The following is a 12397-nucleotide window of genomic DNA, read 5'->3' as shown; positions in this document are numbered from 1 at the left end:
CGGCACGCGGCGAACGGAAAGCCTTCACACGCATGAACGAGAGACAAGACACCTCCGCCGCGCCATCGCGGCAGCGCCTGATCGTCGTGGTCGGGGCCGGGCGCAGCGGCACCAGCGCGCTTACCCGCGGCATCGGCGCGCTTGGGGTGGAGCTTGGCGACCGGCTGAAAGCGGGCACGAAGAAGAACGCCAAGGGCTTCTTCGAGGACCAGGACTTCATCGACATCAACTACCGCCTGCGCGACGCCTTCGGCATCAAGCGCAGCGGGGCCGGCGTCTCCATCGTGCCGCCCGAGCGGTTCGAGCAGCCGGACGTGCGGCCGATCCACGATGCGGCGGTGAGCCTTATACGCGAGCGTTTCGCCCACGCCGACCCCTGGGGCTTCAAGGCCGGCGGCGTCTTGAGCTTCCTGCCGTTCTGGCAGCGCGTCTTCGAGGCCACCGGGCAGCAACCGCACTACGTGCTGGCGCTGCGTAACCCGCTCAGCGTCGCGCGCTCCCGCTCCAAGGTCAGCCTGCGCCGTGGCATCCAGGAGAACAGCGACTTGGAGTTCCTGGCCCGGGTGGTGCCCTACTTCGCCCGCGCGGCCCGGCATCCGCTGGCCGTCGTCGATTACGACCGGCTGATGCTGGACGCCAAGGGCGAGCTGATGCGGGTGGCGAGGGAACTGTCGCTGCCCGTGACGCCGAAGGTCGAGGCCGGCGTGGACCGTTACGCCGGGGAGTTCCTCAGCAAGGACCTCCGCCACCACAGCTTCGACGCGGACGACCTGCGCACGCATCCGCGCCTGAACCCGCTGGCGCGCGACGCCTATCTGGCGCTCTACCGGCTGGCATCCGGCGAGGCGACGCTGGAGTCCGATGCATTCAAGGCCGAGTGGGCGCGGATCGAGCGCACGCACGCCGACCTCGCGCCCGTGCTGCGCCACATCGACAGCCTGGAGGCGGAGCTTCGCCGCCAGCGCAAGGGCGTGGTCGGGGCGCTGGTCGTGGCGCGGGACTACCTGCGCAAGCGCCGCAGGGACGACGCCGGAGCGGCGGACTGACAGCGCCGACGGCCTATTCGGCCGCGATCATTGGCGAAGTTGCGATCGGGGCTGCGTCCAGGCCAACAAGCCGGCGGATACGGTCAACGGTCCGCTGAAGCGGATCGTGGGGAGCTTCCGCTGGCATATGAACCTCTAGCGCTCCGTCGCGCCAGCGGGCAAGGCCAAGTCGCACGAGTTCCTCGTGGACGGCGCGGATGCGGCGGGGTGGCGTGAATATTCCCCGCTCGATCAGGCTCATGTAATGGGCTTGGCATGATGGCTTGGCCAGTGCTTCCAGCAGGCCGGCGCCCGGGTGTTTGCGCAACGGGATGACCGTGACCGGCTTGCCGGTCGCGCAGGTTTCGGCCAGGAGCGAGACGCTTTCCTCCGTCACGAAAAAGCGGTCGGCCAGCGCCAGATATCCCAGGAAAGGGTTGTTGTCGCGCCGCGAAGCCCTGTCCCAGCGGTAGACGTGCGACGGGACGCCGATTTCCGCCGTCACGGCATCGGCGACCTTGGCCGGGGTGCGCGGGCAGGTGGTGACCAGAAGGGAGCCGCCGGCTGCGCGCGCCGCCGCGTCCGCCCGCCGCGCGATATCCCGCCCAGTGGCGGCATCCAGGCGATAAGACCAGGTTGGCCCGCCCACCATCAGGGCGATGCGCGGGTGCGGCAAGTGCTGGAGCCGTGGCGACCATTCCGCGCTTGCCCCCGCGAGACCGGGGACGGAGAGGCGGTGCGGCGGCAATAGGTTGCGCAGCACGTTTGGCCGTTCTGGAAGGCCGTACTGCGGCGTCGTGACGATAAGATCGAACCAGTTCAAAGGCGCCCGGGGCCGCCCGATTTGCACCAGCTTGGTCCGCCCCCCGCTCTGCCGTTTGATCCACCGCGCCAGTGGGACGCTGCGCTGGCCGATGCCGATCGTCAGGTCGGGCCACGGCGGCGCGAGCGGTCTGGAAACCCGGCGCGCGCTGCCGCGGCTTGCGCCCATGATCCAGTTAGGGCAGCAGAACAGCGGGTTGTATTCGATGTCGATTGCCTGGAAAGCCCAGGGCAGGGCCTCGGCCAGGGCGTCAAGCTGGTTGTTGTCACCGGTCCGCGCGCCCCTGAGAAGCCAGACGCGAACATCGGGATCGTTGTGATTGCCAGTGACGGTCATCGACCGGCCTTTTCCGCCGCCTTGCGCTTGGCCACCGACGGCGCGATCCGTCGGCGTCGGTAGCACACCGGGTTTCGAGTGCGCGCAAGGTATTACACAAACGCGCGCCCGAAAACAGGGAGACTTGTCCCATGTTACCGGAATGCACCGGCGAGCCGGAGTTTTGATTGTGTGACCCTTTTATGAGCCAGCGCTTTGATTTGGCGTATGAAATATAATTTTATCGCCCTGACGTCCGCGGGCAATATATGTATAATATTGTTTTTTGTTCATTTATGAACATAAGATATATATTTCTAGTTTCACAGCTGTCCTACAGTGGAAAAGCTGAAAATTGAACTGCCATTAACCTTTCGGCAAGTTGTCTCGTCAATTATGGGCGATCATGCTGCCGGACCTGTGGGATAAGCTGACTGGACGGCGCCGTTCGGAGCGCATCAAGCAGCCGCGCCTGAAGGTGCGCGTCGACGGTCGTGCGTATCGCACCATCGACTGGTCCCTTGGCGGCGTGCGTATCGCCGACTATCCCAGGCCGGTGCAACGCCTCGACCGCGTGGACGGCACACTGAAGATTCCGGGCGGACCGTCCGGGGAGTTCACGGGCGAGGTGATCTGGATGGACGACGCGGGGCAGGTTGGCCTGCGCTTCATCGAGATCGCGCCTGATGTCTTCCTTGAGTTGATGACCCTGCAGCATAGCTGATCCGCTTTCCGGGATTCATCTTGGCGGGGTTCTGTGGGGCGGCGAGATAGCGGTGGGGCTTTTCGGCTCCATCCGGTTCGTGTCCGGTGGTCGGCGAGCAATCGACCCTCCGGGGTGTTGCGTGCCGGAAAATTTGAAAAACAAATGACATGGAGTCAGTGTAGGTCCGTGACAAAACAGCATAAGAATGTGCGATAATATTTGACTCATGTTTCCTCTGATCTTCCCGTCCCCGGTAAACGTTTTGTGATAGCCATATGATGTGATACCGATTGTCGCATCGAAGGCAGGCGGTTCTCACCATTCGGCCGGATACGCCTTCGTGGGGACGGGGGAATCGGAATGTTGAACGGCGGGCGTTTCGTCGCTTTTGCCTTTACGTTGATGTACGCCGCGTTCGCGGCCACCCTTTCGAGCGCGCCTGTTCGCGCCGCGGACCAGGCCGGCATCGCGGCGGCCGTCGTCGGCGATGTGACCGTGACGGGTGAGCCGCGGCCGCAGCCGGTCGGCGCCGAAAGCGGGATGGATCTCCTGCGTTTCGACAGGGTTGTCACGCGCACCGATTCGCGCGCGCAGCTCCTGCTCCTTGACGAAACCAGCTTTACCGTTGGCGCGGACAGCGAACTTGTCATCGACGAGTTCGTGTACGATCCCGAGACCGGCGGCACGGTGTCCGCGGAGTTCGTCGAGGGCGTTTTCCGCTACGTTTCGGGCCGCGTCGGCAAGCTGCAGCCGGAGAATGTCCAGGTGGAGACACCGGCAGGCACGATCGGCATCCGCGGCACCGTCCTCTTCGCCTTGCGCGATCCCGAAAGCGGCGGTTTCTTCATTGGCCTTCTGGGGCCCGGACCGACGAACAACGCCGGCCTGACGCGGGGCGGTTTCGTTTTCTCCAACGAGTTCGGCAGTCAGGTGGTCCGCCGCGGGGGTTTCGGCATCTTCGTCAAGCCGGGCGAGGCGCCGGGGCAGCCCGTGCGCATTCCCGAGCGCATAACGGCCTTGATGCAAAAGAACCTGCAGGGCAGCCCGGATGACGACCGCGGCGGCCCGGGAGATACGACCGATTTCGGCACCGGCCGCCTTGGCGGCGGGTTCAACCCGGCCGCGCTGTCCGGCCAGTTGCTGGCCGAAGGCACGAGCCTCGGAGAAGAGCTGAGCAAGTTCCTGGAGTCCGGCGACCGCTACGCCGAATGGCAGGTCGAGGGCACCGACGAGGGCGCCACGCGGAATACTGGCGATATCCCGCGCCTGACCGACCGCGTCAACGACATGATGAACATGGACACGACCGTGAACATCGAGATGTTCGCGCAGTTGTCCTGGACGAATCCGGTTCAGCCGTCGGTTCCGGATCTGGATTTGCACGTCATCGGGAACGACCCGGACACAACGGGGCGCTTCAACGTCTCCTTCAAGGGTGATCCTGGGGCGCTTGAAACGACGCCGTTCACGGAAGCGGACAACGATGCGACGTCGTCCGGCGGCAAAGTGTCCGAGGTTGTTTCGATCGGACAGTTCAATCCTGGTGACCCTTACCAAGTTACAGTTTTCAACCCGAACGCCGATTTCGAGACCCAGTCGATTTTCGATACCGGTGCGGTTCTGACGCTGTTGCGTAATGGCGTCATAGAGCGCGGCCCGGGCGGCAGTGTTGTTGTAAATGGCGAGGAACTTGCACGTATTGATCAAGTGCCACAAGGGCTAGCCAATACTTTGTACGGGTTTGATATCGACCCGAATACGCAAAGCATACAGGAAATTAATAGCTTGATCTTCACAACTGACGGCAATCCAGCAAACCAGTTGGATTAATGCAGCAGGTAGATCGGGGTCGAGTATCCGTCATGGGAGTGCGGACAATTAAATATGTAACGGCTCTTCTTGTCGCTTTCGGCATGGCGCAGGCGTCCGCACAGGCGGCGGAAACTGGCGGCGACGTTCCCGAGGGCGTGCTGCCGGAAGGGCCGGCGGCGATCAGTTTCGACGAGATCCTGGCGGACCCGACAAGCCCGAGCCGCAACCTGCGCTATGCGCGCAAGCTGGTCCAGGAGGGCAATCTCGTCCTGGCGGCGACGGCGCTGGAGCGCATCCTGCTGCTGAATCCGGAACTGGACCGCGTGCGGCTTTACTACGCCATCGTTCTTTATCGTATCGCGAACTACACGGAAGCCGAGCGGGAGTTCGAGGTTCTCCAGGGATCGGACAAGTTGCCGGAGAACCTGCAACGGCAGGCCGACCGCTACCTCGAAGCCTCGCGGCGCCAGCAACGCGCGTTCAAGGGCAGCTTCACGCTGGGCGCGGGCGCGCACTACGACTCCAACCGTAACAGCTATCCGCAGGCGGACGAGTTCCGGGTGCTGGATACCCTGATCGACGGGACGGAGGAAGAGAACGCCGACGTCGGCCGGCTGCTGACCGGCACCTTCGATGTCACCTACGATCCCGGTTTCCAGCGGCTGCGGGAGTTTTATGCCATCGCCACCGGCCTCGTCGACGATCAGGTTGAGGAGGATTCGCTCGACCTCGCGGCCGGCATCCTGGAGGTCGGCGCCAGCTATGACGCGACGGTTGTCGAGATCGTCCCGCACCTGCGCCACGAGCATCTGCGCCTGGACGGCGACCTCTTCGCCCGGATCAGCGAGGCCGGGCTGCGGCTGCAGCGGCGCTTCCGGCAAGTACAGGGGCTGGACGCGCACATCGAGGGCCGCGCCGCCTATGAGGAGTTCAGCAACACCGAGACCTTGCGCTTCAACAACGAGCAGAACGGTCAGCTTTACGAGATCGAGGCCGGCGCGGGGTACAACATCAGCGACAGCATGCGCGTCGCGGCCAGCTACACCTATGGCGACAAGAGCGCGGACGTGGGTTTCCACTCATACGAGTCCCACAAGTTCCGCGCCTCCTATACCTGGGTGTTTCCGAACCGGATGTTCGCGCTGGCCAGCGGCAGCGTCGAGTTCCTCGACTTCGACGAGATTGACCCGTTCATCAGCCCGACCACGACGCGCGAGGACATGGACAGCCGGGTCAGGCTGACCTATGGCCTGCCGGCTTCCCTGATCGCGACGACGTTCGGCACGCCGCAGGAGCCGGAATTCCTGCGCAACCTCGTCCTCTCGGTTTCGGGAGAGTATTTCCGGTCGGACAGCAACATCACGAACTTCGATTACGAAAACTGGCGGGCGAGCGCGCTCGTAACAAAGCGTTTCGAGTTCTAGGGACGGCTCGGGGTGCTATGGCTCGATATCGGGCGGAAAGCAAACAAACGTTACGTGAAAATATCAAAAATTACCTGGAATGACTGGGAAATTTCACTTCCTTCGTTATCTTGCAACATCAGTATGGTGAGACTTTCGCCTTCCGATACCTCGCTTTAGGTGGTATGATTTTCTTTATAGTTTAGTGCTTAGAGTCTTAACGGAATCTGCGCCGGCGGCGGTGGGACGACCGCCAGACTGTGGGGGTTCACGGCCGGCAAGTCACGGGGAAGGGGAAACATGCGGCAGGGGGACATCCTGGGCCGATTCTTGGCTTTGGCGTTCTGTCTGTCGGCGTTCGGCCTGAGTGTCGAGGCGTCTGATGCCGTGGCGGCGCCGCCCTCCGAACCGGGCGGCCTGCAACTGGCGGCCGACGACGATCTGTTGTCGCAGTCGGACGAGGGGGCGGCCTCCGGCGGCGGGGAAGATTCGCTGCTGTCGGGCGCGGAGGAGGAAAGCGACGAATCCCTTCTGTCCGGCGCCGAGGACAGCGAGGACAACCTTCTTTCCGATGATCCGACAGGCGGCGACGAAGGCGGCGGCGACCTGCTGGGCGGGGGCAACGGTGGCGGGGACGATAACCTGCTGTCGGACGACCTGCTTGACGGCGAAGAGGATGGCGGCGAGGGCGGAACCAAGACCGCCGAAGAGGATACGGAGGCGGAAAAGACCGCCTTCGAGATGCACAAGGCGGCGTTCGAGAACGCGGGCGAGCGCTATCCTTCCGCGAACGAATGCGCGACCTGCCATCCGCGCCAGTACCGGCAGTGGTCCGTCTCGCAGCACGCCTACGCCCAGTTGAGCCCGGTGTACATGGCCATGCAGATGGCCATCAACGCCAAGACGGCGGGAACGAACGGCGACTTCTGTATCCGCTGCCATAACCAGGTCGGCATGAACCTGGGCGAGTCGGTCTATACCTCTAACCTGGACCGCCACCCGACCTCGCGCGAGGGCATCACCTGCGTCGTCTGCCACCGCATCAACAAGCCCTATGGCAAGGTGTCCGGCCGCCTGCCGCTGCAGGAAGGCGACCTGTTCAGTCCCGTCTACGGCCCGGAGGGCGGCGAGGAGCTGGAACGTGTGCTGAGCAAGCCGACCAAGTACCGCGTCGTCACCGACCGGGAAGAGGCGGGCCGCGGCATCCATAAGGAAGCGAAGAAGTTCTTCCAGCTTACCAAGCCCGGCTTCTGCGGCACCTGCCACGACGTGACGCTGCTGAACGGCTTCCGGCTGGAGGAAGCATTCGCCGAGTACCAGCAGACCGAGGCCTCGAAGGAAGGCGTCACCTGCCAGGACTGCCACATGGGCAAGGAGCAGGGTGTGGCGTCCGGCTATGACCGGGGACCGGCGGCCGTCGTCGGCGGCGAGCCGACGCGGGAGCGCAAGCTGACCAACCACTACTTCGCGGGACCGGACTACCCGATCATCCATCCGGGCATCTTCCCGCACAACGTGGAGGCGGCGAAGTTCAAGACCCTGCGCGAGTGGCTGAAGTTCGACTACAAGGCCGGCTGGGGCACGGACGCGTTCGAGGACAGTATTTCCCTCGACCACGAGTTCCCGGACGCCTGGTTCTCCATCGACGACCGCTATGACGCGCGCGAGATCCTGGACGAGCAGTTCGAGCGCCTGGAATGGGCGCGCCAGCAGCGTCTGGAGGTCCTGCGTAACGGCTTCGAGATGAGCGATATCCGCGTCGTCGAGGCCGGCGTCAACGGGCTGTCCTTCGAGGTGGACGTGCGAAATCCGACGAACGGGCACGCCGTTCCCACCGGCTTCGACGCCGAGCGCCTGATCTTCCTGCAGGTCGAGGTGCGTAACGCCGACGGCAAGCTGGTCTACGTCTCGGGCGACCGCGATCCGAACGGGGACGTGCGGGATTCCCACTCGCTCTACGTCCATAACGGCGATGCGCCGCTGGACGAGGACCTGTTCAGCCTGCAGACCCGCTTCGTTGTGCGCCTGGAACGCGGCGGCGAGCGCGAGGAGGTGCTGTCGCTGAACCACTCATTCTCGCCGCAGCCGTTCGTCCGGCCGGAAACGCGGGCGACCACGCTCTACGGTCGGCCGCGCAGCGCCCGCAAGCACAAGATGACGATCGAGCCGTTGGGCGAGCGCACCGCCGAATATGACGTCGCGGGCAGCGAACTGGCGGGCGAGGGGCCCTACAGCATCAACGTGAAGCTGATGGCGCAGATGGTGCCGGTGAACCTCATCGCCGCCATTCAGGGCGTCGGCTTCGACTACGGCATGAGCCCGAAGCAGATTGCCGAGCGCGTCGTCAAGGGCGCGGAAACGCTTTACGAAAAGCAGGTCACGGTGGACCTGAAGACCGGGATCGCGCAGCAGGCCAACGCCGCGCAGTAGCGTGGCGGGCCCGGCTGCCGCCGCAGGGGTGCGGCAAAGCTAGGGGGATTGAGACGGGCATGGGTGTTTGCTCGAAAACGGTCTGCGCCGGGGTTGCCGCGGCGCTCGCGGTTGCGGCGGCACCGGTCGACCGCGTCCGCGCGGCGGGCAGCGAACTCTCGGACGAGCCGATTCCGATGGCCACCGAGGATGACCTGCCGGCCCGCACGCCGCCGCTTATCGAGATCGGCCCGGACTTCCTGGGCACGGGCAACCTGCCGAAGGGTATCGAACTGCCGACGGGTGCGGTGTGGAACCCGGCGCTTTGGGTGTTCGGCAGCTATCGCACGGCGCTGAACTACTTCGACGACGGGCGCAACCCGGAAACGACGGAGTGGGCGAACCGCCTGGATCTTTTCGCCAACCTGCGGCTGACGGGGACGGAGCGCATCCTGTTCGGCATGTCGCCCCTGCGCGACGAGAGCGAGTTCAGCGGCTACACCTTCGATTCCGAGGTCGAGGAAGGCTGGGACAACGAGTTCAACGCCGACATTACCACGCTGTTCTTCGAAGGCGAGATCGTGGAGATTTTCCCGGACCTCGACCCCGACGACAGCGGCGCGCTGGACCTTGGCTTCTCGGTCGGCCGCCAGCCGCTGTTCTTCCAGGAAGGCATGATGGTGAACGATACGCAGGATGCGCTGGGCATCACGCGGGATACCATCATCATTCCCGGGCTTTCCGTCGACACACGGGTGACGGCCCTTTGGGCCTGGAACGACGTCAACCGGGACGACAACGACGAGGACAAGGACGCGCAGCTTTTCGGCGTCTTCACCGAGGGCGACTGGCTGACCAGCACCGTGCAGTTCGACGCGGCCTACGTGGACAGCGACAACGACGGGCTCTATCTCGGCGCCAGCAGCGTGCAGCGCATGGCGATCCTCGGGCAGACGGTGAATACCGCTTTCCGCGCCAATACCTCCTTCGCGCTCGACGACGAGACCTCGGAAGTGAGCGATGGCACCCTGCTGTTCGCCGAGCTTTCGACCACCCCGCACGGCACCAACAACGTCCTTTACGGCAACGCCTTCTGGGGCATCGACGAGTACAGCTCCGCCTCGCGCGACGAGACGGCCGGCGGGCCGCTGGGCCAGACCGGCATCCTGTTCGCCGCCGTCGGCCTGGGCGAGTACGGCTCTGCCCTGTCGAACCGGGCCGATAACGTCATGGGGGCCGCTATCGGCTATCAGATGTTTTTCAACGACGAGCGTACGCAGGTGATTTTCGAGGCCGGCGGTCGCGCGGGCACCGAGGATGAGGAGAACGACCAGGCCGCCATCGGCGCGCGGGTACAGCAAGCCATCGGCGACCGTTTCATCGTCCGCGCCGACGCCTTCGTGTCCGCGCAGGACATCGGCGACACGGGCAGCGGTTTTCGCACGGAGTTCGTGACGCGCTTCTAGGCAGTGCGTTTCGGAACACGGAGGCACGGGATGATAGGTCTTATCGAGGGAGCGGGGGTCGCCATCGTCGGGGCGGCGCTGGCGCAGGCGGGCGTCGGACTGGCCGGCACGCTGCAGCGCCGCGCCCGGCAGGCCCGGCAGGAGCAGGCCGACGCAAAGCTGTTCGAGCGCCGCGCCACCGCCCTGTTGCGTGCCGCCGAGGCGGAGCGCGCGAAGAAGGAGCTGTCCTGGACCGGCCTGCGCAAGTTTACCATCGAGCGCAAGGTGATGGAGGCGAACGACATCTGCTCGTTCTACCTCAAGCCGCACGACCACAAACCGCTGCCGCCGTTCCGGCCCGGCCAGTACCTGACCTTCCAGCTTCGCATCCCGGATCAGCCGAAGCCGGTGGTGCGCTGCTACTCGCTCTCCGACGGGCCGGTGAACCTGGATCGCTACCGGGTCACCATCAAGCGGCTGCCGCCGCCGCGCGACAAGCCCGAGGCGCCGCCGGGGCTGAGTTCCAGCTACTTCCATCAGTCGCTGCAGGAAGGCGACATCGTCGATGTCCGCGCGCCCAATGGCCACTTCTACCTGGACGAAAGCACGGACAAGCCGGTCGTTCTGATCGGCGGCGGCGTCGGCTTGACCCCGATGCTGTCGATGCTGAACACGATCTGCGAGACCGGCAGCGGGCGCGAGACTTGGTTCTTCTATGGCGTTCGCCATGGCGGCGAACACGCCTTCAAGGAGCATCTGCAGCAGATCGACCGCAACCACCCCAACGTGCACGTGGTGGCCTGCTACAGCGAGCCGCGCGAGGAAGACCGGAAGGGCGTCGATTACGAGGCCGAGGGCCACGTCAGCGTCGATCTGATGAAGCAGATGCTGGGGGCGCCGAACTACGAATTCTACATCTGCGGCCCGCCGCCGATGATGAAGATCATCACCGAGGGCCTGGAGGACTGGGGCGTGCCCGAGTCCGCCATCAACTACGAGGCCTTCGGACCGGCCACGGTGAAGAAGAAGCCGCATCCCCAGCCGGCCCAGCAGGCCGAGGCACAGGCCGCGGACGACGGCGTCGAGGTGGAATTCGCTCGTTCTGGCAAGAAGGTGACCTGGCGGCCCGACGACGGCGCCATCCTGGACCTGGCCGAGGCGAACGGCGTCTCCCTCGACTTCGGCTGCCGGGCAGGCAACTGCGGAACCTGTGTCACCGCCGTCAAGGAAGGCGACGTCACCTACCTCAGCGAGCCGGGCGTGCCGCCGGAGCAGGGCTCTTGCCTGAGCTGTATCGCCGTGCCGAAGAGCCGCGTGGTGCTGGATGCATGATTCCCCGCGCGGCCGCCCGGGGCGCTGCGCGGACAACGAAGAAGACAGGTCAGTCGAAACGGGAGCGGATCCGATGCCGAACACCAACACGAAGCCTACGGGTAGCCTCTTGCGGCGCTCCGGCCTGCTGGCGGCGCTGGCCTTCGCGGGCATGCTGCTTCACGCCGGCGGCGCGTCGGCGCAGGTGGAGCGTGACCCACAGGACGTTGTCGGTCCCAAGGAATGCGCGGAGTGCCACAAGGATACCGTCGCGATCTGGCGCAATACGCACCACTACGCGACCTACCGCGAGATGCCGCGCAACAAGGACGGCATCAAGATCGCCCGCAAGATGGGCCTTCGCCGCATCAAGGAGGGCAGCCTGTGCCTGGACTGCCACTTCACCACAACGATGCAGGACGGTGAGCGCGAGCCGGTGGCCGGCATCTCCTGCGAATCCTGCCACGGCGCCGGAAAGGGCTATCTGGAGGTGCACAGCGAGTTCTCCGGCAAGGAGGAAGAGGACGAGACGGCGGAGGAAGAGGCCCAGCGCTGGGCCAAGTCCGAGGCCGCCGGCATGATCCGGCCCAAGATGATGTATCGCTGGGCGAAGAACTGCTATAGCTGCCACGTCGTCCCGCAGGAGAAGCTGGTCAACGTCGGCGGCCACACGGCGGGCAGCCCGTTCGAGCTTGTCGCCTGGTCCCAGGGTGAGGTCCGCCACAACGTCTGGTACAACGAGGGCGAGTCCAACCCGCCCGCGGACATGGACCGCCGGCGCAAGATGTTCGTCGTCGGCATGGCGGTGGAGTTGGAGACCGCGCTCCGCGCCGTCGGCAAGGCGACCGAGAAGGCGGAATACGCTGTCTCCATGGCCAAGCGCGCGGCGCGGGCGCGCAAGCGTTTCGCCCAGGCGACCGAACTGGTCGGCGATGTCCCGGAAATGGCCGAGATCACCAAGGTCGCGAAGAGCGCCGGCCTGAAGCTCAACAACGAGGCCGAGCTGACCGCCGCCGCCGATCGTATCGGCGAACTGACCCGGAAAATGGTGGACAGCCACGAGGGCAGCGCCTTTGCCGCCATCGACCCCGCCCTGCCGGGCAAATCGAAGTGGAAAGGCGAACCCTCGCAGTAGCCGTCGGCTCCGA

Annotated in this window: 9 protein-coding genes; 8 read left to right on the top strand and 1 reads right to left on the bottom strand. The window is 64.9% G+C overall.

Annotated elements, in window-relative coordinates:
* The first annotated feature begins 32 nt into the window (after window positions 1–32).
* The gene (locus DRB17_RS08365; RefSeq protein WP_114581752.1) at window positions 33–1046 is read left to right on the top strand and encodes a sulfotransferase family protein; all 1014 of its coding nucleotides are present in this window, start codon (window positions 33–35) and stop codon (window positions 1044–1046) included.
* 13 nt (window positions 1047–1059) lie between these two features.
* Here the strand turns inward: DRB17_RS08365 and DRB17_RS08360 are convergent, their stop codons facing one another.
* Window positions 1060–2184, bottom strand: a complete 1125-nt coding sequence (locus DRB17_RS08360) for a mitochondrial fission ELM1 family protein (protein WP_114581751.1) — start codon at window positions 2182–2184, stop codon at window positions 1060–1062.
* Window positions 2185–2569: 385 nt separating this feature from the next.
* Here DRB17_RS08360 and DRB17_RS08355 point away from each other — a divergent pair, with 385 nt between their 5' ends.
* From DRB17_RS08355 to DRB17_RS08325, 7 genes are all read left to right on the top strand, one after another.
* The gene (locus DRB17_RS08355; protein WP_114581750.1) at window positions 2570–2887 is read left to right on the top strand and encodes a PilZ domain-containing protein; all 318 of its coding nucleotides are present in this window, start codon (window positions 2570–2572) and stop codon (window positions 2885–2887) included.
* A gap of 342 nt (window positions 2888–3229) precedes the next feature.
* Window positions 3230–4699 carry a FecR family protein gene (locus DRB17_RS08350; RefSeq protein ID WP_114581749.1) on the top strand — a complete coding sequence of 490 codons (1470 nt, stop codon included), beginning with the start codon at window positions 3230–3232 and terminating at the stop codon, window positions 4697–4699.
* Window positions 4700–4782: 83 nt separating this feature from the next.
* Entirely contained in the window at window positions 4783–6105 is a 1323-nt protein-coding gene (locus tag DRB17_RS08345) for an autotransporter outer membrane beta-barrel domain-containing protein (protein ID WP_161958744.1), read from the top strand.
* A gap of 279 nt (window positions 6106–6384) precedes the next feature.
* The gene (locus DRB17_RS08340; RefSeq protein WP_114581747.1) at window positions 6385–8514 is read left to right on the top strand and encodes a multiheme c-type cytochrome; all 2130 of its coding nucleotides are present in this window, start codon (window positions 6385–6387) and stop codon (window positions 8512–8514) included.
* A 59-nt stretch (window positions 8515–8573) separates the two neighbouring features.
* Entirely contained in the window at window positions 8574–9959 is a 1386-nt protein-coding gene (locus DRB17_RS08335; protein WP_114581746.1) for a hypothetical protein, read from the top strand.
* Window positions 9960–9989: 30 nt separating this feature from the next.
* Window positions 9990–11270 carry a 2Fe-2S iron-sulfur cluster-binding protein gene (locus DRB17_RS08330; protein WP_114581745.1) on the top strand — a complete coding sequence of 427 codons (1281 nt, stop codon included), beginning with the start codon at window positions 9990–9992 and terminating at the stop codon, window positions 11268–11270.
* Window positions 11271–11343: 73 nt separating this feature from the next.
* Entirely contained in the window at window positions 11344–12384 is a 1041-nt protein-coding gene (locus tag DRB17_RS08325; RefSeq protein WP_206607824.1) for a cytochrome c family protein, read from the top strand.
* Window positions 12385–12397 lie beyond the last annotated feature (13 nt).

Source organism: Ferruginivarius sediminum, assembly GCF_003344765.1.
GTDB classification, from domain to species: Bacteria; Pseudomonadota; Alphaproteobacteria; order Kiloniellales; family Rhodovibrionaceae; genus Ferruginivarius; species Ferruginivarius sediminum.
This window is presented reverse-complemented; position numbering and strand designations above follow the sequence as displayed.

Coding starts and splice junctions, on each gene's coding strand:
- DRB17_RS08365 (WP_114581752.1), top strand. CDS start 33: ATGAACGAGAGACAAGACACCTCCGCCGCGCCATCGCGGCAGCGCCTG.
- DRB17_RS08360 (WP_114581751.1), bottom strand. CDS start 2,184: ATGACCGTCACTGGCAATCACAACGATCCCGATGTTCGCGTCTGGCTT.
- DRB17_RS08355 (WP_114581750.1), top strand. CDS start 2,570: ATGCTGCCGGACCTGTGGGATAAGCTGACTGGACGGCGCCGTTCGGAG.
- DRB17_RS08350 (WP_114581749.1), top strand. CDS start 3,230: ATGTTGAACGGCGGGCGTTTCGTCGCTTTTGCCTTTACGTTGATGTAC.
- DRB17_RS08345 (WP_161958744.1), top strand. CDS start 4,783: ATGGCGCAGGCGTCCGCACAGGCGGCGGAAACTGGCGGCGACGTTCCC.
- DRB17_RS08340 (WP_114581747.1), top strand. CDS start 6,385: ATGCGGCAGGGGGACATCCTGGGCCGATTCTTGGCTTTGGCGTTCTGT.
- DRB17_RS08335 (WP_114581746.1), top strand. CDS start 8,574: ATGGGTGTTTGCTCGAAAACGGTCTGCGCCGGGGTTGCCGCGGCGCTC.
- DRB17_RS08330 (WP_114581745.1), top strand. CDS start 9,990: ATGATAGGTCTTATCGAGGGAGCGGGGGTCGCCATCGTCGGGGCGGCG.
- DRB17_RS08325 (WP_206607824.1), top strand. CDS start 11,344: ATGCCGAACACCAACACGAAGCCTACGGGTAGCCTCTTGCGGCGCTCC.